The following is a 23,568-nucleotide window of genomic DNA, read 5'->3' as shown; positions in this document are numbered from 1 at the left end:
CTAAAATAATATTGAAAGCTCTATTTATCAAGGCTTTCAACTAACTTCTCAAAATTAAGCAATCTTAATTTTGATGACAGTTTGACTTAAATAAAATTATGGCGAAAACAAAGTTTACGAATATTGACAGTTTGTCATTTCAGGGAATTGACGAAGATGCGGAATTAATTCCTTTGATGACACCTGAAGATGAAGAAGAAATAAACAGAGAGAATCTGCCCGAAACTCTACCAATACTTCCGCTTAGGAATACTGTTCTTTTTCCGGGAGTAGTGATACCCATTACTGCAGGCAGAGATGCTTCCATTAAATTGATCAATGAAGCTAATAACGGAAGTAAGATCATTGGAGTGGTGTCTCAGAAAGACGAGGAAGTTGAGAATCCTTCTGCCAAAGATATCAATAAGGTTGGGGTCGTGGCCAGGATACTTCGTGTCTTAAAGATGCCAGATGGAAATACAACGGTTATTATCCAGGGAAAAAAGCGTTTTCAGATCACTGAAGTGGTTACGGAACAACCGTACATGAATGCTATTATAACCGAAGTGCCTGAGACAAGGCCGGAAAAGGACAATGCAGAATTCTCTGCGATTATAGATTCTATAAAGGATCTGGCCCTTCAGATAATAAAGGGAAGCCCAAACATTCCTTCGGAAGCTTCCTTCGCGATCAAGAATATTGAAAGCACCTCTTTCCTGATCAATTTTGTTTCTTCCAATATGAGTTTAAGTGTGGAGGAAAAACAGAAATTGCTGGAAACAAATGATCTTAAAGAACGCGCGCTGGCTACTTTGAAGCATATGAATACCGAATTCCAGAAACTGGAACTTAAGAACGATATTCAGAGCAAGGTGCAAAGTGACATGAGCCAGCAACAACGGGAATATTTTCTTCATCAGCAAATGAAAACCATCCAGGAAGAACTTGGAGGGGTTTCTCATGAAGGTGAGATCGTTGAAATGCGCGAGAGAGCTAAGGATAAAAAGTGGGATGAAGATGTGCAGAATCATTTTGAGAAGGAACTCTCAAAAATGCAGCGCATGAATCCCCAGGTGGCGGAATATTCAATTCAAAGGAACTACCTGGACTTGTTTCTGGATCTGCCATGGAATGAATTCAGCAAGGATAAATTCGACCTTAAAAGGGCGAAAAGAATATTAGACCGTGACCATTACGGGCTTGATGACGTTAAGAGGAGGATCATCGAATATCTTGCGGTTCTCAAGCTTAGGAACGATATGAAATCTCCAATTCTTTGTCTTTATGGACCTCCCGGAGTTGGTAAGACTTCTTTAGGGAAGTCTATTGCCGAATCTTTAGGCCGGGAATATGTAAGGATCTCTTTAGGAGGACTACGAGATGAAGCAGAGATAAGAGGTCACAGAAAAACCTATATTGGAGCAATGCCCGGCCGAATCATTCAGAGTCTGAAAAAAGCAGGTACGAGTAATCCGGTATTTGTACTAGATGAGATAGATAAATTAAGTGTTGGAAATGCGGGAGACCCTTCTTCAGCATTACTGGAAGTTCTTGACCCTGAACAGAACAGTGATTTTCATGATAATTTCCTTGAGATGGGATTTGACCTTTCCAAGGTGATGTTTATTGCTACCTCCAATACCCTTAGCACCATTCAGCCTGCCCTACGAGACAGGATGGAGGTAATTAGTGTAACAGGTTATACTATTGAGGAAAAAGTTCAGATCGCTAAAAGACATCTTCTGCCAAAGCAGCTTGAAGAACACGGTCTAAGCAGTGACAATCTGAAAATTGGTAAAAAGCAACTGGAAAAGATTGTTGAGGGTTATACCCGTGAATCCGGTGTTCGGGGGCTGGAAAAGCAAATAGCCAAGGTAGTTCGTTACGCGGCCAAGAATATTGCAATGGAGGAGGAGTATAATATCAAAGTATCAGATGAAGATATTATCGAGATCCTTGGAAGTCCAAAAATGGAACGTGATAAATATGAAAATAATGAAGTAGCCGGTGTGGTTACAGGACTTGCCTGGACCAGTGTTGGTGGGGATATTCTCTTTATTGAATCTATTCTTTCCAAAGGAAAAGGTAATTTGACCATTACAGGAAACCTTGGTAAGGTGATGAAGGAGTCTGCTACTATCGCTATGGAATATATCAAGGCCAATGCCGAAAGGTTAGGGATCATTCCATCCATATTTGACCAGTACAATGTTCATATTCACGTGCCTGAAGGAGCAACTCCAAAGGATGGGCCAAGTGCGGGTATTACTATGCTTACTTCCCTGGTATCTCTGTTCACACAGAAGAAAGTGAAGAAAAGTATTGCCATGACCGGTGAGATCACCCTGAGAGGTAAAGTACTTCCGGTAGGGGGAATCAAGGAAAAGATACTTGCAGCCAAGAGAGCAAGGATCAAGGAGATCATTCTTTGTGAAGAGAACCGAAGAGATATTGATGAAATAAAAGAAGAATATCTAAAAGGTCTCACTTTCCATTACGTGAAGGAGATGAGCGAAGTGATAGATATTGCCATCACAAAACAAAACGTGAAAAACGCGAAAAAGCTTTAAATAATAAGCCCCGGAATTCGGGGCTTTTTTATTCAGAAACGGGATTGGCACTAATAAAAATTTACCTTTGCCATAGAAATAAATTTAAATGGATAAGAAGATTACTATAGCTATTGATGGATTTTCCTCAACAGGAAAGAGTACGGTGGCCAGGCGTCTGGCCAAAGAACTGGGCTATGTTTATGTAGATACCGGAGCTATGTACAGAGCGGTAACCTTGTACATGATGCGAAAGGTCTTTGTTTCTGAAGGGAATTTTGATGAAGAGGCGATCTTAAGGCATTTGCCATTTATCAATTTGAAATTCGTTTTCAGCGAAGAGAAAGGCTATGGAGAGATCTATTTGAATAATGAAAATGTTGAGGATGAAATTCGTTATATGGAGGTTTCTAAGCATGTGAGCAGGGTTTCAGCTATTCCGAAGGTGCGAAAAATGCTTGTAAAGCAACAACAGGAAATGGGGAAGGAGAAAGGAATAGTAATGGACGGTCGTGATATAGGTACCGTTGTATTTCCTGATGCTGAATTGAAGATCTTTATGACGGCTTCTACCGAGCAACGTGCTAAAAGACGATATGATGAGCTAATGGACCGGGGAGATGATATCACATATGAAGAAGTACTTAAGAATGTGAAGGAACGTGATTTTATGGACTCCACCCGGGAAGACTCCCCTTTAAGAAAGGCTGACGATGCTGTTGAATTCGATAATTCAGAAATGAATCTCGAGGAACAGTTTGAAAAAGTATTGAAGATAGTTAAGGACAAAATAAAAGAAGTGAATTCCTAGCAGATTCACTATAAAATACTTATCCGCAATTAATTTCAGTATTAGTTGCGGATTTTTGTTTAGTTATGTATTTTTGCACTCCTTTTTGGCAGAAGACCGGAAATCCAAAAAGGTTTGATAATCAAAATTATAAACACTTCTGAAGTTTCTAATTTGCTAAAACAGATTTCCGGAGAGACTCAGAATACAAATTTTATAGTCAGTAATGGCTGAAGAAAACAAAAACAAAGAAGTTCAGGACAACACTGAAAATGTTGAAGTTCAGGACGTAGCAGGTATGGATACTCAATCTCAACCTGAACCAGAAAAGCAACAGGAAAGTCCTGAAAAATTCCTTAAAGAATTCAACTGGCACAATTACGAAGAAGGGATCGATCCTATCGACGATGAGAAGCTGGAAGAATTTGAAAAGCTGGTTGCAGAAAATTTCGTAGACACTTTAGACGACGAAGTTGTAACAGGAAAAGTAATCAATATTACAGATCGTGATGCAATTATCGATATAAATGCTAAGAGTGAAGGAGTTATTTCTCTTAACGAATTTCGTTACAATCCAGACCTAAAGGTTGGAGATGATGTTGAGGTATTGATCGATGTTCGTGAAGATGCTACCGGGCAGTTGATCCTTTCTCACCGTAAGGCGAGAGTGATCAAGGCATGGGAGCGTGTAAACAAAGCTCATGATGAAAGCCTTGTAGTGAATGGATTCATTAAATGTCGTACCAAAGGTGGTATGATCGTAGACGTATTTGGTATTGAAGCTTTCCTTCCGGGATCTCAGATCGATGTGAAGCCAATCCGTGATTACGATGCCTATGTTGGTAAGAACATGGAATTCAAAGTGGTTAAGATCAACCACGAATTCAAGAACGTTGTTGTATCTCACAAAGCGCTTATCGAAGCAGATATCGAAGAGCAGAAGAAAGAGATCATCGGTCAGCTTGAAAAAGGTCAGGTACTTGAAGGTACCGTTAAGAATATCACTTCTTACGGTGTATTCGTTGACCTTGGAGGTGTTGACGGACTTGTTCACATTACAGATCTTAGCTGGTCTAGAATCAACCATCCAAATGAGATCGTTGAGCTTGATCAGAAACTTAACGTAGTAATCCTTGACTTTGATGAGTCTAAGTCTAGAATTCAGTTAGGTCTTAAGCAACTTAGCCAGCACCCATGGGATGCTCTTGATGAGAAGCTGAAAGTTGGTGACAAGGTAAAAGGTAAAGTAGTAGTGATCGCAGATTACGGTGCATTTATCGAAGTTGCTGAAGGGGTTGAAGGTCTTATCCACGTTTCTGAAATGAGCTGGAGTACTCACTTGAGATCTGCTCAGGATTTCGTAAACGTTGGTGATGAGGTGGAAGCCCAGATCCTTACTCTGGACAGAGAAGACAGAAAAATGTCTCTTGGTATCAAGCAATTGACTCCAGACCCATGGACTGATATCACTTCTAAGTATCCGGTTGGTTCCAAGCACACAGGTATCGTACGTAACTTCACTAATTTTGGTGTGTTCGTAGAGCTTGAAGAAGGAATCGACGGACTTATCTATATCTCTGATCTTTCCTGGACTAAGAAGATCAAGCACCCATCTGAGTTTACTAACGTAGGTGATGAGCTTGAAGTTGTAGTTCTTGAATTAGATGTAGAAGGTAGAAAACTTAGTCTTGGACATAAGCAGATTGAGGATAATCCTTGGGATAAATATGAGAAAGACTATGGAGTTGGAACTAAGCACACTGCAGAGATCACTGAGATCGTAGATAAAGGTGCTACTATAGACTTCAACGAAGATATCACTGCATTTGTTCCGCAAAGACATCTTGAAAAAGAAGACGGAAGCAAATTGAAGAAAGGTGAAGAAGCAGAATTCCAGATCATTGAATTCAACAAAGAATTCAAGAGAGTGGTAGCTTCTCACATGGTAATTCACAAAGAAGAAGAGCAGAAAATTGTTAAGCAGGCTGCTAAGAAATCGGCTGCGCAAAACAAAGACAATACCACTACTATTGGTGATGTTAATGCTGATCTTCAGGCATTGAAAGATAAAATGGAAGGTAAGAAGTAATCTTTCCTGATATTATAAAGTAAAAACCTCCTTAGACAACTAAGGAGGTTTTTTTTATTCCCGGTTCCGGAACTTTTAATGACTGAAATGATATTTTTCTGAATAGCTATGAATCGCTTTCTCAGGATAATCTTTATTTTTCATAAAAACATATTGGGAAAAATTAACCTGTATAATGCTCAGTTCCCATCATCTAAGCGGTAGTTGAAGAGAGGAACTCAATTATTTTTTTCTTTTAATTTCCAGGGTTTTAGCATTCGACAGGAACTGAATTCTCCCGTTCTTCTCAATGCGGGTGATATTTTCATCTGAAACTATATATTCGGTATTTGGCAGGTCAACTTTAATGCTCCATTCCATGTTCGTCTGAATGATCTTGTAGCTTTCGATATCTTCACTCCTTTCATAATGGATAGATATATTATTATCTGCTATTTGTATATTTTCCAGGGAGGCCTTATTCCATTCGGTAGGCATCTGTGGTTTAATAGTCACTAGTTTTTCAGAAGCCATTGGCCGGATACCGAAAAACTGCTGAATTATAGGAATGGCAAAACTGTAAATATTCCATGCCTGGCTGATCATACCATAGTCCGGGGAGACTTCATAAATACTGCCGGGAAAAGCGAAACTGAAAGAACGAGTCATTCTTTTTAAATAGTCCAGCGCCTTATCAGGATCTCCGTAATTGTTTTCGGCTACCGCCTGGACCCCTGTAGGTAAGGTCATTACCGCGCCCGTATACGAAAAAGCCTTACTTCCCTTAAAGGAAGCTTCTTCAGTGCTAACTGTTTCATCTCGATCTATTCCGGTAACAAAGACTCCAAAGGGGTTCGTATAATTTTCAGCGGTCTTAAGGGCAATTTTAGCCTTGGCAGTATCGGCGATACCCATTTCCATTGGAGTATTTACTACCCAGTTATGATGTAAAACAAAAGGCCTGGGCTCATTTGAAGGGTTCTTTAGGATATAATCTTTGGTCCTCTTAAGTTCCTTAACAGACCATGGCTTTTCCAAAGTATCTGCTCTGATGATGGCATCGTCTATCAATCTTAAAGCCTGTTCGTCTGTTCCAATAAAGTCGGCATAAGATCCAAATTCTTCAGACCAGAATTCTTTATTGATCTTCTCTTTAAGTTTTTCGGCCTTCCTTTTATAATCCCTGCTAAGTGAATCATTGTCGAACTGCAGGGCTATTTTTGAAGCATCTGCGAAAGCTTTCTGGGTATAAGCCGCAACATCTATCATTTCACTATCCAGTCCGTGTATTTCCATCATTCCAAAACCATCGGGTAAAAGATTTTTGTTTTCATCATTTTGCATCATGAGCCAATGCAGTCCTTTTTTTATCGTCGGAAAGTATTTTTTCAGGAATTTTTTATCCCCATTCCAATTGTATATTTCCCATATTAGTGAAGCAAATTGAGGAGTTTCATTGATATTCCCTTTATTGAATACGGCTCCGTTGGTAGACATTTCATGGATTATCCTGCCATTCCCGTTCACAGCTTCTGAAACACTGTCCAGCAACCGAATTGTCTCATAGACAGGTTCCGTTTGCCCTACAGCCATATATCCTTTCAGGGCATATTCACTATCTACACCAAACCACCAGGGGTAATCCGGGATACCTGCGGTAATTCCTGTTCCAATTCCGGGAACTTCCTGGACCAGCCAGGCCGAATTATATTTTAACCATTCAAAGGCTTCCTGTAATTTTTTATCGGGAACTCTAAGTCTGGAATATCCAGCCAGTTTTTCATAATGATTTCTTTTGGAGATGATCTCTTTTTCAAGATTCTCCTGGATATAACGTAAGTTTTTTAAAGTTTCTGACACAGAATTATAGGATCCTGCCAGAAAAAAAGTGATGATTTCGGTGGCTGATGGTTCAATGGATAACTCATAACCGAGTGAAGTTCCTGTTCCTAGGCCATTATATTTATTTCTTACGACTTTGTGAATACCAGACTTTCGATCTGCCATATAAACTGCACTCCAGGGATTAATGCTATCTTTTATGAGCCAGTAATCATTATTGGAATTGTATGTTGCCCGATCTGGTGTATCAATCATATCTGTCCTTTCTCCCAGCCAGGTGGGCCTCAGGTCTGAATACGCCTTAAATATGAATTTAAATTTTTTTGTGGTTGAGCCATTATTCTTAATTACGAACTGGACCGCCAGGCTTTGCTTAGTATGCGGAACGAATTGCCATCTCTCTATTTCCATTTCCTCACTCGCAATATTGAAATTCTGTTTGCTGGCAACAGGGTAGTTAGTGAACGAAGTTGCATTATCAAGCTCTAAAGTGTCCTTTGCAAAAATCAATTCAGCTTTAATCCCGTCAAAAAGTTTAATTGGATGATTCCATATTCCACCCATCTCTCCCGGGATGTGCCAGCCCAGTTCCGGAAATCCGCCATCCTGGTGACCAACCATATATACTCTGTTTCCTGCAGTGACAAAGGGGGAAGCAAGGTATTCCGGTTTGCCTTCGATAGAAGGACTGTTTTTAAGGAGTGTTGAAATCCTGATATGCTCCTGCGCAAAGCTGCTGGTAAGGAGAAGAATACAAACAAATGTCGAAAATATTTTCATAGTAGCTTTCCAGTGATATTAAGGCTAAAGCTACTTAAAATCTGTTTAATTTGCTTTCAATTATAAATTCATAATCATTTCATACTGATTGATAAATGATTTTAAACCAACTGACTTTAAGAAGCTAATAGTATCATATGCTTTGGCGTCAATATTTAGGATGGAAATATCTTTTTTCAGTCTTTTATGTAATTCCTGAAAAAGCAGGGTTCCCAGTCCCTGGTTACGATACTGCTGCTTTACTGCAAACTGCGAGATCCTGGCGGTAGCAGGATCATAGATTATATAGGCAACAGTTTGTTCATTTCTTTCGGCAGTAATTATCTTTAAGTCAGCCTGCGAACGTTCAATAGCTGTCCAGGAATTTTGCCATGAGGGATTCCAGTCCTGAAAACTGCCGTATAGGTTAGAATTTAGGGATTCAGATTCATTCAGGGAGAAGGATTGCAAAAGTGGAGTAGGATGCTTAACGGGACTGCCTTTAAAACAAATAAGCTCTCTGGTCTTTTCGAACCCTATATTTTCATAGACCTTAATTGCGGGGCCATTAGAGGTGATAACTTCTAACAGGCATTGTTCCACCTGAGCCTTCTTCAGGGAGGGAAGGATAAATTCGTATAACCTGGCGGTGATTTTATTTCCCCTTTTTGAGGGGATCACTCCGGTACCTCCGTTATAGGCAGTAGGAATTCCATTGAATACTCCCGTACCATTAAGAATAAACCCTGCCAGTTTATCTTCTTCAAAGGCTCCAGCAGATAGTTCCAGGTTTATTCCGTCATTCTTCATTTTTTTGATTAGGAGGTCTTCCGTAAGCTGAAGAGGTATCACATAATCTGAAAATGACTGGTTGAATGTTCTAAGCACTTCACTTAAGGTGGTACGATTTAAAACTCTAAAATCCATATGATATATCTTACTTGCCGGGCCTGCTGAATAAAACTTTGGCAAATAAAGAAAATTTAAAGCTTATTATTCTCATTTCATTTAGCTATAATTGAAAAATGAAAAAACGTTACTGGTTTATACTTCTTCTTCTGGCTGGAATTGTAATTGGTTATTTTTCCGGTCCTGTGCCACAGCAACCCAATTATTCTGAAGAACTTCCGGAACTGACCTCAAACCTCAAGGAGCTTGAATTATTTATAAAGCAGCACGAAGATTCATTGCCGGTTCGTGATGATAATGAGGCACGCATAATCTGGGCTAACGGGAGAGCAGAAGTTACTGAATACAGTCTTGTATATCTGCATGGTTTTGCCGGGAGTTACAGGGATGGATTTCCGGTAAATTTTGATATAGCAGATACTTTAAATGCTAATCTCTTTCTTGCACGATGGGCTGGTCACGGTTTAAAGCCTCCTGCTTCACTTAATGATTTTTCAGGTGAAAATGCCTGGGAGTCTGCAAAACAGGCTTTGGTGATAGGTGAAAAACTGGGAAAAAAGGTGATCATTATGAGCACCTCAACTGGTGGAACGCTGGCTATAAAACTGGCTGCCACCTTTCCAGACCGGGTTCATGCTCTAATCAATCTTTCTCCCAATTTAGAGGATGATGTACCAGCAACCTTTGTGCTTAACTCTCCCTGGGGTTATGAAATAGCAAGGATGATTTCTTTCGGGGATAGCAAGAAGATCGAACATGACAGCGAAATCGCTACCCAGTATTGGGATACGATTTATCCATCCAGGGCTCTGGTAGATCTGCAGGTATTGGTAGAGACAAGCATGAAACCTAAAACTTTCGAAAATGTTAATTGCCCTGTGCTTACATTATACTATCATAAAAATTTCCTGGAGGAAGATCAGCATGTAGAAGTGAGTGTTTATTCTAATGCGCATAAGCTATTCAAGACGCCGGATTCTTTGGTACAGCTTAGTCCACTCAAAAGGCCAAAAACACATTTTATTGGGAGTGACATTAAATCAAGTGACACAGAAATCGTAGAAAAGGAAATTGTTAGCTTTTTGACCGAAAAAATGAATATAGAGTTGGGTTCTGTTAATTAAGTCAGCATTTATCCTGAAAATATTTCCAGGTTAAGAAATTCGGCATATCCCATGGATTCATCAGGGTTTAGACGGGAATCACCAAGGATCTCATGGATTAATGCCTGATCGACTTCCAATTCCTTTTCACCAAACCATTCCAGCCCAAAGCTGTACCAGGTCGTCTCTTTTACCTTAATTCTGGTGTATTCTATCTGGCATCCGTATGAAATAAATTCGTCTATCTTCACAATGGCTGTGTTTCCGTTTGTTTCCTTCTTTAATTTGACACCCATGCGTTCTTTTTTTACATCAAGCCAGTCATATTTCTTTTCAGTAATGATCTCTTTGCTTAATGAGTCGTTTTCCGAAGTTGAAAAACTCCATTTTGAATAACGTTCAAAAAAACCTTCGGCATTAGCTGATAAATTTCCTTTTTCCGGCTCAGCGATCAATTGTTTAACTTCAATTTTACCTTCCCTTAATTTAATCCCAATTTCCTTTTTTCCGGTAAGCGGAAGATAAAAATCAGTTCTTGCCTCTGTATCCTCAAAGCTATAAGACTTCTTTTTAAACCAGTTACTTATCGCCTTATCTTCGGTTTTGGAGAACCATCTTATTTCTTTGCTGTTGAACATATTCCGAAATTTTTCAGATTCTGAAAATCAAATTAAGTTTACATCAAAATCTTATAACTCTATAAATTTAGAAAAAACGGGGACTTTTACCTCCATTGAAATTCATTCAATTTGATAAGGTCAAGACTATTATCTAATCCAAAAAAACCTTACTTTTGTTGCAATTCACAAATAGTCTCATGAGCCGGAAAGTACTATTAGACTCTAACCAACTCAACATTATTCTACACCGTTTGGCTTGTCAGTTAGTAGAAAAGCATACCGATTTTAAAGATACTGTACTTATAGGCATTCAGCCCAGGGGCGTATTTGTTGCCAGCCGAATTGAAAAGATCCTTAAAGAAGAATATGGCTTGAACGATATTAAGAGCGGCCAGCTGGATATTACATTTTACCGCGACGATTTTAGACGGGGAGAAAAACCTCTTGAGGCAAATAAGACGAGAATCGATTTTATCGTGGAAGATAAGCGGGTGGTCTTTATTGATGATGTACTGTATACAGGGCGTAGCATTCGTGCGGCTTTAACAGCGATCCAGTCTTTTGGAAGGCCACGTGAGATCGAGCTGTTAAGCCTGATAGACCGACGCTTTAGCAGACATTTACCTATTCAACCCGATTATAATGGGAGGCAGGTTGATGCAATTAATGAAGAAAAAGTAAAGGTAAGCTGGAAGGAAAAGGATGGTGAGGATGCTGTTTACCTGATTTCAAAATAAATAAAAAATGAGCAGCGAATTAAGTGTAAATCACTTACTGGGAATTAAATACCTAAAGCGGGAGGATATAGAACTTATCTTCAAAACTGCCGATCATTTTAAAGAAGTAATCAACCGTCCCATTAAAAAAGTCCCTTCCTTAAGGGATATTACCATTGCCAATCTATTTTTTGAGAACAGTACCAGAACACGGCTTTCTTTTGAACTTGCTGAAAAACGTCTAAGTGCTGATGTGATCAATTTTTCAGCTGCTTCATCATCTGTAAAAAAAGGAGAAACGCTAATCGATACTGTGAACAATATACTTTCCATGAAAGTGGATATGGTGGTGATGCGACATCCTAATCCGGGAGCGGGGATCTTTCTTTCCAAACATGTAAATGCGAGTATTATTAACGCGGGGGATGGAGCTCATGAACACCCTACACAAGCCCTTTTGGATTCCTATTCCATAAGAGAAAAACTGGGAGAGGTTAAAGGAAAGAAGGTGGTGATTGTGGGAGATATTCTCCATAGCCGGGTGGCACTTTCCAATATTTTTGCCTTACAGCTTCAGGGAGCTGAGGTGAAGGTGTGCGGTCCCAAAACATTGTTGCCAAAGTATATTGAATCTTTAGGGGTAGAGGTGGAAACCAATCTTAGAAAGGCATTGGAATGGTGTGATGTTGCCAATATGCTTAGGGTTCAGAATGAACGAATGGATATTAGCTATTTTCCAAGTACTAGAGAATATGTAAAACAGTTCGGTCTGAATAAGAAATTGCTTGAAAGCCTGGATAAGGAGATCGTTATTATGCACCCGGGACCTATCAACCGGGGAGTGGAGATCACCAGCGATGTGGCCGATTCTGAAAATGCCATCATCCTGGATCAGGTGCAAAATGGGGTTGCCATTCGAATGGCAGCGATCTATCTTTTAGCCTCGAAGATCAAACAATAAAGACTTTCTTTATACAGAAATCGGTTTTTGTTAACTTTAAACAGAAATAGATATTTATTATGAAAACTGCCAGAAAAGAAAATTTTCTTCTTATTGAGAATGATGCCGATAGCCTAACCGATTTTTCATCTGAACTCACAAAGCATCATGATGATATTAAGAATGAGAATGTAGTGGTATATCTTTTGGATCATAAAGATATTGAAGCCAATAGTCTGCTTGGATTCCTTGAAATATCGAATTTTCACAGAAGTCACAACAAGAGTTTTGTAATTGTAAATGATTCGGTTGGGATCGATGAGCTACCAGATGAACTTGTGGTGGTTCCTTCACTTCAGGAAGCCGAAGATATGGTACAGATGGACGAAATCCAGAGAGATCTGGGATTCTAGAATATAAGAAGAGTCCCCGTCAACAGTAAAAACATTTTAATGAAAGTAAGCATTCTGGGTTGTTATGCTGCCACACCGCGCAGTTTTACCAATCCTACTTCGCAGGTACTGGAAATAAACAACCACCTTTTTCTTATAGATTGCGGGGAGGGTACTCAGGTTCAGCTGCGTAAGAACAGGATCAAATTTTCCAGGATAAAGCATATTTTTATTTCCCATTTACATGGCGACCATTTTTATGGTCTTGTTGGTCTTGTCTCAACATTCAGGCTTCTAAATCGTGAAAAGGAGCTACATATATACGGTCCTAAGGGAATAAAAGAGATCATCACCCTTCAGTTAAAACTGGCTAATTCATGGACCAATTATCCGCTTATCTTTCATGAACTCACTTCAAAAGAACCACAGCTTGTGTATGAAGACACCAAAGTTAGTGTGAGCACTATCCCTTTAAAGCACAGGATTTATACCAATGGTTTTTTATTCAGGGAAAAAGAAGGAGATCGCAAGCTTCTAATCAATGAGGCTGTAAAATATAATATCGATGTAAGCCTGTATAAAAGCCTTAAAAAAGGTAAAGATGTAGTTTCAGAAGACGGGAAGCTTATTGCCAATCATTTGGTAACTTCAGATCCCATACCCCCCAAATCATATGCTTTTTGCAGCGACACCGTTTACGATGAGGATATAGTTCCGTTAATCAGGAATGTGACGGCCCTATATCATGAATCTACTTTCCTGGAACAGGAACTTGATCTCGCATTTCCTACCAAACATGCTACTGCCAGGCAGGCTGCCACCATCGCAAAAAAGGCCGGTGTGAAAACATTAATTCTCGGTCATTACTCTACCCGGTATGATAATATCGAACTATTTAAAACCGAAGCGGAAACTGTGTTTCCCAAGATTATTTTAGCCGATGACGGTAAAGAAATAACCGTCGAATAACACAGATTTATTTTTCTCTCTACCAAACAGTTAATCGATTGAATACGAGATTAATGACTGTAAATTCCTACAATAAATGTTAAAAAATACAAAAATTTAGTTTTTTATTAAGGTTTGAGTGTTTTTAGTCGATAAATAATGTACATTTATCGTCCCTGAGTCTAACATTTGAACCTATGAAAAGAATTACATTAACAGGATTTATGTTAATTTTTTGTACGGTGTTTCTTACATCATGTTCAAAAGATAATGTAGAAGATGAGGTTACTGCCTATAATCAGGTCGTAACAAATAAGGTAGAATATAATTATAATGCTATCGAGGTTGAAATCCTTGAAGATCTTAATATTTACAGAAAAGCTTTAGGCTTAAACGAATTAAAGCCACTTGCTGAACTTTCAGTGGAATCTGAAGATCACAATGAATACATGATCGGGCAGGGTGCGGTAAGTCATGAGAATTTTGCTCAAAGGGCTTCTTTTTTGATGGATGAAGTAGGAGCTCAGTCGGTTAGTGAAAATGTAGCCTTTGGTTACAGAACAGCAGACGCCGTTATTAATGCCTGGTTAAAGAGTAAAGGGCACAAGGATAACATTGAAGCCAATCACACTCACTTCGGGATTTCAGTTAGACAGGATGCAGAAGGAAAAAATTATTTCACGAACATATTTATAAAAAAATAAACCGCAAGTTTTGTTTTCCCCCCAAATCTGAAAAGGGTTCAGGCTAGAGGCTGGCCCTTTTTTTGAATAAATAGAAAATCCCGCTAAATGCGGGATTTTCTTTTAGGAACTTATTCATTCCCGGTTAGTATCGGTGGTAATTTATCTATATACATTCGCTGGAAATCAGGATCATACATATCACTCTGGCCTATATTCTTATATTTACTGGCGACCTTGTAAGCAGATTCACTCTGCTTCAATTGTGCCTTTCCAAGAATATCGTTTATAGCGATTTGTAATAGTGGTTCACTTGGGTCACCCAGGGTACCTAAATTGCCCACGACTTCACTATACTGAATATCGGGTTCCAAACCGTTAATATAATCTGATTTTCCACTGGCATTTATTGATTTGAATACCAGGGGTTGTATGGCATAAGTATGATTCTCATTTATATTTTCTTTGGTAAAATCAGGACTGTCATACAGGGTGACTGAAGCCTGAAATTTACCGGTAGTGGTCTCTCCCACATGTACCACCTCAATATAGGGTTCCAGTCCGTTTATCACTAGTTCACTGGCTGATGCGGTGGCATTGGAGGTAAGTATATAAACTTTTGTTAGATTAAGATTATTAATGGATTCTCCGGTTCTGATTTTGGAGTCGAATCGGTTTATAAGTCTTTCAGGGTCTGTAGTTTCAAAATGTTCCTGGTATTTCTCATTCCAGTGTTCTTTCATAAATATTTCGCCTTCGTACTGGCCGGTGATCATACTTGCCAGATCTACTGCCGATTCTACTGAACCACCACCATTATATCGCAGGTCTAAAATAAGCTCAGACACCCCGTCAGCTTTAAATTTTCCGAAGGCAGCGTTTAGTTCATCATCAAAATCGGCGATAAAACTGTTATACATTAAATAGCCGATCTTTTTATTTTCAATATCAAAGGTTTTTTTAATAAAAACCGGATTGGCAATATAGGAGCCATCGGTTAGAGTAACGGTTTGATCTGTCATTTCTATATTTCCATCTATAACGCTACCTATATTTATAGAAAAGGACGCTGCATCGAGCAGACCTTTATAGTTATCAAGTGTGAGTTTCTCACCGTTTACTTCTGTGAATACAGTTCCACGTGTAAGTCCCGCCTTTTCTGCCGATGTACCGGGAAGGATGTACTGTAGAAACCCGAAAACATTGTTAGTACCACTTATGCGGCCTAATCCGAATTTCATACCGGTACTTCCGCTTATTCCCTGAAAACGGTTTTCCAGGCTTACATAGTCATCTGTAATAAAACTGAACTTGTCTTCACTATAGGTTAAAGTATTGAATAGGTCTTCAGGCGAATTGAAATTTTCCAGATAATTAAATTTCTGGTTATCATTAGAGAAATAACCATCTGCTAGTTCTGGGGTTTGAGCTTTATAAAGGTATATTTCGTTCATCCCTTTATAGATGAAATCTTCAATTTCGAGATCCTGATTGTGGGTAGACTGAGTTTCTTCTTCGATTGTTCCAGAGATATTCTTATCAGGGCTCAATTCTTCCTTTTCACAGGAAGAAAATAGGATGCCCGTCAATGCCAGCATCATTATTATCTTCTTCATGTCGGTAATATTTGGGGTTTATTTGGTATTCTATTAATTTATAATTAATCACTTATTCATAGGTTTTAATTATTATTCATGAATTATGCCAAAAAACTTAAACAATTCTAAACTGTTAAAGGAAAAGGGCAATTAACATAATGGAATTATAAAACCAGTCCATTCTGATGGTTTAGAGTCTCCATTAAGAAAAATTAAGATTACAGGAAGTTTTTTAGTTTTATTTTAAAAAAAGCATCCCTCCGGTACCTGGAGGGATGCTTTTTGCTTTTTAAACAGCATATATTAATCGAAAAAGGTCCAGGCTAGAGGCTGAACCTTTTTCTTTTCAATCGATTTGTTGGGGTCGATTTGATCTTAATTTTAAGAGTAATCCTGTCTTATACCCCGTTATCGATTTCCGTTTGCTAAAATATTGGGGGACATTTAATTTATAGAAAGAGGTCACCTGAAAACTCTTTGCAATTCTCGTTTAAGAGAATTATTCGCAGGGGGACAAAAAGCTGTTCAGAAAACCTCTTTCCTTCAGGTTAGTTAGATTGTTATTCCATTTTTACCACACTAAACATAGACCTTCTGTTTAACTGATGGTCTTTTTCCGTACAACGGTCACAGTCTATTGCAGGTTTGGTTTCTCCATATCCTTTATATTCTACGATCCTTTCAGGTGATATCCCCTTAGAGATCAGATAATCATAAGTTGATTTTGCTCGTCTCTCAGCAAGCTTTTCATTATAAGCATTACTTCCTCTTCGGTCTGTATGAGATCCAATTTCTATTACGAGATCCGGATACTCATTCTTCATAAGATCAACAAGTTTATCCAGTTCTTTGGCGGCATCTGGACGAATATTCGATTTATCGAAATCGAAATAAATGTTATCTATTTCCGCGAGATATTCAACATCTCTTACCGGATTTAGTTGAATATCATATACCATTTCGTCTTTATCATCGGTATTGCTGGTATTAACCCGGCCTTCAAAAGTTTCATATTCAATTTCCTTGGCCTCGATAGGGAAGGTCTTGTCTCTCGCTATTTCTGTTTTGTAATTACCATCAGAATCGGTTTCAAGAAAAGCGATCTGTTCATTGTTATCACTCATAATCCTTACGGTTGCCTGGGATATGGGAGTGCCATTAACCGCATCGGTTACCTGTCCTTTCAATACCAAAGGATTGAGTTTATTAAAGACATGAATATCATCACTTCCTCCATTACGATTGGTGGAAATATATCCTTCTCTGGAATCAGCTACCTGGAAATAGGCAAAATCATCCATACTGCTGTTGACGGGTTCTCCAAGATTTTCAACTTCCCCGTCATCGGTCAGGCGGAAGATATCGAACAATCCGAGTCCGGCATGTCCGTTAGAAGAGAAGTATAAGGTTCCATCGGTATCCATAAAAGGAAAGCTCTCATCAAATTCGGTGTTTACAGGTTCTCCCAGGTTTTCCGGAATCCCAAAACTTCCATTTTCAGCGATACTCACTTTATAGATATCGGTTCCTCCCATACCACCCGGCATATCTGAAGTAAAATAAAGTGTTTTACCATCCGGAGAAAGGGAAGGATGGCCTACCGAATACTCATTATTGTTAAAAGGTAATTCTGCAACATTGTTCCATGTATTCCCTGATTTTGTTGACGAGTATAATTTAAGATGATTGGTCTTTTCCTTATCTCTTTTACCTTCCTTGTTGTTAATATAATTGTTACGTGTAAAATACAGGGTGTTACCATCCGGACTTACTACGGCAGGCCCGTCATGTAATTTGGTATTGATATCACCGGGAATAGGATTTACCTCACCAGAGTTCTTGTCCATTACATAGATATCAAGGAAAGGTTCCCCGTTCCAGCTATAGGTTTTATCTTTTACATCAACATCCTGGGCTCTTGCTGAAACAAAATATACCTGATCATCTTTAACAAAAACCCCAAAATCACTTACTTCCGAATTGAATTCTGAAGGCTGTAGTTTGTAGGTGGCTTTGCTTTTGAAATCATCCTTTTCTATCATGGTCTCAATTTCATCAGACCTGTTACCACTTTCAAGATATTTTCTAAGCCAGGTTCTTGATTCATCATAGCGTTTTACTCCTCGTAAAGCCTGTGCATATTTGTAATAATATTCAGGTGAGATAGTAGTGTCTTCAATGATATCACCATAATAGTGAACAGCATTCTCAGGGCTTCTAAGCATCATATATGCATCCCCTAGCTTCTTGCTGTTATAAATTACATTATATTCTTTTTCAATAAGTTCCTTATAAACTTCGGTTGCTTCCAGATAGGCAAAATCCTTGTAAAGCCTATCTGCCTTTTTTTGTTTTCCACTCTGTGCCTGCATGCTAAGAGAGCAGGAGAGAAGTATCAAGAATAAATAGTAAATGTTTTTCATAATAAACAGGCTTTAAATTAGAAGAAACGGGGTGATTTATACCTGGTGTTTTTAAATCTGAATTCATATATCAACAGGATCTCATGCGAGCCTGAAGTATAAGGTCTGATGTCTGAAATAGGATATTCATAAGCGTACCCGGCGCGGAAGCCATCAAATAGTTGTACATCCAGGAAACCTCCAACAGCATCGTCTATGCGGTAAGTTCCTCCCAGATAGAACTTTTCATTAAAAATAGCTGCAGCCGTAAAGTCTACAGATAGAGGAGCTCCACTGGTAGCCTTTAAAAGAGTGGTTGGTCTAAGTTTCACATTATCACTCAGGTCGAATACATAACCACCGGTTAGATAATAATGAACTTGTTCAAGGGCCAGATATTCACTGAATTCATTATTATCATTATTAATAATTTTAGGAGCAGAACCTCCTATGTACCAGTTCTGGGACGACAAATAAAAACCTAGCCCAAAATTTGGCGTCCACCGGTTTACCTGGTCCTGAAAAAATGGATCGTCGAGAACATCTGGCTCCATGAACAGTTCATCTTCTAAATTGTAATAGCTCATTCCGGCCTTTAATCCTAAACGTAGTGTCACATCTTCACTAAGGTCCAGACGGTATGAGAAATCACCATAAGCATAGGTGTAATTCTCGTAACCGGCATTATCGTTAATTATAGAGAGTCCTAAACCAACCTTATCATTGCTCAATGGTGAATGAACAGAAAGGGTTTGAGTTGTTGGAGCTCCTTCAAAATCAGCCCATTGACTTCTATGCAAGCCTACGGCTGAAAATCCGTCTCTGCTTCCTGCATAGGCTGGGTTTATAGAGATCGTGTTATACATGTATTGTGTAAACTGAGGGAGCTGTTGCGAAAATCCTGGGGCTGCAACAAATAAAATCAATATGATTAAGTATACTTTTTTCATGGTTTCCCTTTTTTATTTAGTTCCTAGATAGATATAACCTTGTATCGGTTCAAAGTCACTATTTCGAACTTGAAGTACGTAATAGTAGGTTCCTGACGGTAACTGATTAGACCCTGTGAAAGAGCTGCTTGAATAGCCATCCCAGTTATTCTGGTAATTCTGAGCTTCAAATATCTTGTTACCCCATCTGTTAAAGATCATAAGATCATATGTGAATCCACAGTCAGTATCCAGATCTACTTCAAAGAAATCGTTCCTGTTATCGCCATTTGGAGTGACAACTTTTGAAATCCCATCTTTGAGATCATTTACAGTACAGGCAAGGACTACACAGTCATCATTAATTGAAACTGTAACATCAGTACTTGAAGGACAATTTCCTTCTAACTGATACGTAAAGGTATAGGTACCTAGTTCCATGAGTGAAGGATCTATAAATCCATTGTCAAGAGCTCCTGTATTGTCAGTATCGATCCAGGTTCCAGACTCATCCACCTCTCCGGTTAACATTTCAAAAAGATCAAATACTGAATCTTCAATACATAGGTCTGGGTCTGCAGCTACCACGATTTCTTCAGCTACGGGTTCTTCAATGGTTATCGTTGCTGCAGTAGATACCTGGCCGAAACCATCCATTGCAGTTACCTGGTAAGTGTCTGGATCAAGGTCGCTGAACACTCCGCTCTCCTGATAGTTTTCACCATCGATGCTATAAGTAAGACCTTCCTGTGTTTCCACGGTGATGGTCCCCAGAGGCGAAGCACAGGTAGCAGCTGTTGTTACAGAAGCTGAAGGTGGTGTCGGTGGCTCTGGTAATTCTTCCTCATTTACTGTAACCGTAAAAGAACATTCTACAGAATTTCCTGAGGCATCTGTTGCAGTATAGGTAACTACAGTTGGGCCTAATGGGAATTCAGATCCCGAAGCAAGTCCGGCTGTCATTTCCACGCTTACTTCACAGTTATCTGATGCAGTTACAGCGTCATAATTGATAATTGATGAAGTAACACCAATTTCTACAGTGACATTTATATCCTGTGGACATGTAATCACCGGAGCTTCATTATCGATCACTGTTACAGTGAAACTTGATGAAGTTGTATTTCCGGAATTATCAGTAGCCGTATAAGTAACTGTTGTTGGTCCTATTGGAAATACAGAACCGGATTCTAAACCTTCTGTTAATTCAACTGATACCAATTCACAATTATCAGAAGCCCCAGCCATTCCGTAGTTTACAACAGCTCCACAAAGATCAGCATCACTGTTTACGGTAATATTTTGCATTGCTTCAATTTCAGGGTTCTGATCATCTACCACTGTTACTAATTGGGTACACTGTACCGTATTTCCAGATTCATCAGTTACAGTCCAGGTTATAATAGTTTCCCCTAGTTCGAATACTGCAGGAGCATTATTCGTAATGGAAAGGTCTGAATCACAGTTATCAGTTGCGGTTGGCATTCCAAGGTTTACTTCAGAAGCTGAACATATACCAGCGTCAGCTGAAACAGTGATCGCTGCCGGACAGGTGGTGATCTCCGGTGCTGAAGTATCCTGAACGATTATAATTTGTGTGAAAGAAACTTCGTTTCCGGCACAGTCTGAAGCCATCCAGCTTCTGGTGATCATATAGTCGTTATCTGCCGCTGAATCTCTATCAGTAATTAGCTCTTCAAAAGAAATTCCGGTGTCTCCTGAACAATTATCTGTAGCGGTTAAAATAGCCGCTGCCGGAACGCTGTCGCATTCAACAGTTAATTCAGCTGCAGGCAATTCTTCATTAAAAACAGGAGCTATGCTGTCTTCTACATTGATAGTTTGTGCAAAAGAGGTTTCATTTCCGGCACAATCTGTAGCAACCCAGTTTCTTACAATAGTGTAAACATTAGAACATTCGTCGTCATTACCGGTAATATTTTCAGTAAATACAACATCGATTGCTCCTGAACAATTATCTGTAGCAGTTAAGGTAGTCGCTGAAGGTACACTGTCGCATTCAACAGTTAATTCAGCTACAGGCAATTCTTCATTAAAAACAGGAGCTACGCTGTCTTCTACATTGATAGTTTGTGTGAAAGAAGTTTCATTTCCGGCACAATCAGTGGCAACCCAGTTTCTTACTATAGTGTAAACACTGGAACATCCGTCTTCATTACCGGTAAAATTTTCAGTAAATACTACATCGATAGCTCCTGAACAATTATCTGTAGCGGTTAAAATAGCCGCCGCCGGAACGCTGTCGCACTCAACAGTTAATTCAGCTGCAGGCAATTCTTCATTGAAAACAGGAACAACAGTATCTACTACAGTGATCGTTTGAGTATGCGAAGTCTGATTATTAGCATCATCTGTAGCAGTCCAGGTTCTGGTAATGATATACTCATTTGAACATTCATCATTCTGACCTGAAATGCTTTCTTCAAAGACAACTTCAATTTCACTAACGCAGTTATCTGTGGCTGTAATTACTGCTGCTTCAGGAATGGCATCACATTCAACAGTTATATCTCCCGGAAGATTTTCATTGAATGAAGGTGCACCAGTATTCTGGATAGTTATGTCCTGGCTTGCCGAAATCTCGTTTCCGGCACAGTCAGTTGCAGTCCAGGTTCTGGTAATTACATATTCCTTATCTTCATCATTCTCTTTATCAGACTTTTCAGTATAAACCACTTGTACATTTGTATCACAGTTATCTATAGCGGTAATCACCGGCACTTCTGGAAGGTTTTCACATTCCATGGTCATATCGCCCGGAATAGCTTCTACGAATTCAGGAGCTACAGTATCAACAACATTTATAATCTGAATATGAGATACTGGATTGTTCGCACAATCTGTAGCAGTCCAGGTTCTGGTTATAGTGTAAACATTTGCACAATTGTCATCGTTCCCAGAAAGTTCTTCAGTAAATACTACGTCAACGTTTTCAGAACAATTGTCGGTAACGGATAGAACTTCTGCATCTGGTACATTACCACATTCAACAGTAAGCTCTGCAGCTGGAAGCTCTTCGACAAATTCCGGAGCCTGGGTATCTACGACATTTACTGTTTGGGTGAAAACAGCTTCATTATTCGAGCAGTCTGTAGCTGTCCAGGTTCTGGTAATTACATAGGTGTTAGCACAATCATCAGAATTTTGAATAGATTCATTGTAATTCACATCTACAAAACCTTCACAGGCATCAGTAGCTGTTAATTCTACCGCTGCAGGAATATTATCACATTCTACTGTTAGCTCTTCCTGAGGTAATTCCTGGTCAAAGACAGGAGCAGTAGTATCGATTACATTTATAGTTTGAGTAAAACTTACTTCGTTGTTTGAACAGTCAGTTGCTGTCCATGTTCTGATTATTGTGAAATTAGTTCCACATTCATCGTCATTCTGGGTTGTTTCAGAGAAATTAACTGCAATCACGCCGGTACAGGCATCGGTAGCTGTAAGAGTCATCGCATCTGGGATATCTGTACATTCTACAGTGATTTCTTCTGAAGGTAATTCTTCATTGAAAACCGGATCGGTAAGATCAATTAAGTTAATCGTAAGTGTTGCAGAGGTCTGGCTTCCACAGTTATCTGTTACATAAAAAGTTCTTGTTACTATGGGCACACATCCACTTTCGTCAAAAGAGTCGGTATAAGTAATACTTTCGATGGTTTGATCATCAGAGGCAGTATAACCGGCAGCTTCGAAAATATCCTTGATATCTTCAGATCCATCCATATCCAATGCAAATCTTGCATTATCAGAGGTAAGTTCTGATGCTTCACAAACTTCAACATCAAGACTAGATGGAACCGAAATTACTGGTGCATCATTGTCGCGAACTTCTATTGAAACGGTAATTTCCTTTTCGCAAGTTGTTTCAGTCAATGAACTGGATAAAGAGGCTACTATTGTATAAATACCTGCAGTTAGTGAACCATTGTCTGATGTTACATCAATGTTGTTAGAATTATAGATTGTAATTGTAGAAAACTCATCGTTTTCGATAGTTATTAATCCATCAGCCTCACCATCACAGGTAACAGTATTAGCAGTGGCAGATAAGGTGATTTCTGGTAATATTTCTACCGTAACCATTAATCTCTCGTCACTTTCACAGCCATCAATAATTTGGGAGGCATAATAATCTTCCCCGTCTATTAAAGAGTCGGTGGAATTTAATGGAGTATTATTTGTCTCGGAAGCATACCAAACAATGTTAGCTGCATTTGGAGAAAGATCTGCTATGGTAGCAGGTGAGTCAAAACAGAAAGACTGCAGGGCATCTCCGGTAGGAGCAGCCGGATCGGCTACTTCAGCTTCCACGGC

At 39.1% G+C, this 23,568-nt stretch carries 16 protein-coding genes; 9 read left to right on the top strand and 7 right to left on the bottom strand.

Annotation, left to right across the window (positions count from 1 at the left end; translation table 11 throughout):
* Positions 1-98: 98 nt before the first annotated feature.
* From lon to rpsA, 3 genes are all read left to right on the top strand, one after another.
* The gene (lon, locus tag LU635_RS10250) at positions 99-2,549 is read left to right on the top strand and encodes an endopeptidase La (RefSeq protein ID WP_240098808.1); all 2,451 of its coding nucleotides are present in this window, start codon (positions 99-101) and stop codon (positions 2,547-2,549) included.
* 88 nt (positions 2,550-2,637) lie between these two features.
* A complete protein-coding gene (cmk, locus tag LU635_RS10245; protein WP_240098806.1) occupies positions 2,638-3,339 on the top strand; it encodes a (d)CMP kinase in 702 nt (233 codons plus the stop codon).
* A 205-nt stretch (positions 3,340-3,544) separates the two neighbouring features.
* Positions 3,545-5,407 carry a 30S ribosomal protein S1 gene (gene rpsA, locus LU635_RS10240; RefSeq protein ID WP_240098804.1) on the top strand — a complete coding sequence of 621 codons (1,863 nt, stop codon included), beginning with the start codon at positions 3,545-3,547 and terminating at the stop codon, positions 5,405-5,407.
* Positions 5,408-5,629: 222 nt separating this feature from the next.
* On the opposite strand, the gene LU635_RS10235 is transcribed toward rpsA, so the two are convergent.
* Both LU635_RS10235 and LU635_RS10230 read right to left on the bottom strand, forming a co-directional pair.
* Positions 5,630-8,008, bottom strand: a complete 2,379-nt coding sequence (locus LU635_RS10235) for an alpha-L-rhamnosidase-related protein (protein ID WP_240098802.1) — start codon at positions 8,006-8,008, stop codon at positions 5,630-5,632.
* 60 nt (positions 8,009-8,068) lie between these two features.
* Positions 8,069-8,914, bottom strand: coding sequence for a GNAT family N-acetyltransferase (locus tag LU635_RS10230; protein ID WP_240098800.1), 846 nt, complete (start codon positions 8,912-8,914; stop codon positions 8,069-8,071).
* A 98-nt stretch (positions 8,915-9,012) separates the two neighbouring features.
* Here LU635_RS10230 and LU635_RS10225 point away from each other — a divergent pair, with 98 nt between their 5' ends.
* Positions 9,013-10,020 carry an alpha/beta hydrolase gene (locus LU635_RS10225; RefSeq protein ID WP_240098798.1) on the top strand — a complete coding sequence of 336 codons (1,008 nt, stop codon included), beginning with the start codon at positions 9,013-9,015 and terminating at the stop codon, positions 10,018-10,020.
* An 8-nt stretch (positions 10,021-10,028) separates the two neighbouring features.
* Here the strand turns inward: LU635_RS10225 and LU635_RS10220 are convergent, their stop codons facing one another.
* On the bottom strand, positions 10,029-10,637 hold the full coding sequence (locus tag LU635_RS10220) for a hypothetical protein (protein ID WP_240098796.1): 609 nt from the start codon (positions 10,635-10,637) through the stop codon (positions 10,029-10,031).
* A 179-nt stretch (positions 10,638-10,816) separates the two neighbouring features.
* Between LU635_RS10220 and pyrR the strand changes: the two genes are divergently transcribed.
* The 5 genes from pyrR (at position 10,817) to LU635_RS10195 (ending at position 14,319) form a co-directional block, all read left to right on the top strand.
* On the top strand, positions 10,817-11,356 hold the full coding sequence (pyrR, locus tag LU635_RS10215; protein ID WP_240098794.1) for a bifunctional pyr operon transcriptional regulator/uracil phosphoribosyltransferase PyrR: 540 nt from the start codon (positions 10,817-10,819) through the stop codon (positions 11,354-11,356).
* 7 nt (positions 11,357-11,363) lie between these two features.
* Entirely contained in the window at positions 11,364-12,296 is a 933-nt protein-coding gene (locus LU635_RS10210; protein ID WP_240098792.1) for an aspartate carbamoyltransferase catalytic subunit, read from the top strand.
* Between the two features lie 59 nt (positions 12,297-12,355).
* Positions 12,356-12,688 carry a ribonuclease Z gene (locus LU635_RS10205; protein WP_240098790.1) on the top strand — a complete coding sequence of 111 codons (333 nt, stop codon included), beginning with the start codon at positions 12,356-12,358 and terminating at the stop codon, positions 12,686-12,688.
* Positions 12,689-12,727: 39 nt separating this feature from the next.
* Positions 12,728-13,636, top strand: coding sequence for a ribonuclease Z (locus tag LU635_RS10200; RefSeq protein ID WP_240098788.1), 909 nt, complete (start codon positions 12,728-12,730; stop codon positions 13,634-13,636).
* A 176-nt stretch (positions 13,637-13,812) separates the two neighbouring features.
* The gene (locus LU635_RS10195; protein WP_240098786.1) at positions 13,813-14,319 is read left to right on the top strand and encodes a CAP domain-containing protein; all 507 of its coding nucleotides are present in this window, start codon (positions 13,813-13,815) and stop codon (positions 14,317-14,319) included.
* A gap of 110 nt (positions 14,320-14,429) precedes the next feature.
* Here the strand turns inward: LU635_RS10195 and LU635_RS10190 are convergent, their stop codons facing one another.
* The 4 genes from LU635_RS10190 to LU635_RS10175 all read right to left on the bottom strand — a co-directional run.
* Positions 14,430-15,914, bottom strand: a complete 1,485-nt coding sequence (locus LU635_RS10190) for a S41 family peptidase (protein WP_240098784.1) — start codon at positions 15,912-15,914, stop codon at positions 14,430-14,432.
* Positions 15,915-16,456: 542 nt separating this feature from the next.
* Positions 16,457-18,319, bottom strand: a complete 1,863-nt coding sequence (locus tag LU635_RS10185; protein ID WP_240098782.1) for an OmpA family protein — start codon at positions 18,317-18,319, stop codon at positions 16,457-16,459.
* A gap of 17 nt (positions 18,320-18,336) precedes the next feature.
* The gene (locus tag LU635_RS10180; protein ID WP_240098780.1) at positions 18,337-19,248 is read right to left on the bottom strand and encodes a PorP/SprF family type IX secretion system membrane protein; all 912 of its coding nucleotides are present in this window, start codon (positions 19,246-19,248) and stop codon (positions 18,337-18,339) included.
* A gap of 12 nt (positions 19,249-19,260) precedes the next feature.
* The coding region (locus LU635_RS10175; RefSeq protein ID WP_240098778.1) for an HYR-like domain-containing protein at positions 19,261-23,568 on the bottom strand (4,308 nt) is incomplete at its 5' end.

This window comes from Christiangramia crocea (genome assembly GCF_022410465.1).
GTDB lineage: Bacteria > Bacteroidota > Bacteroidia > Flavobacteriales > Flavobacteriaceae > Christiangramia > Christiangramia crocea.
The sequence above is the reverse complement of the archived record's forward strand: the minus strand, read 5'-3'. Positions and strand labels throughout refer to the sequence as shown.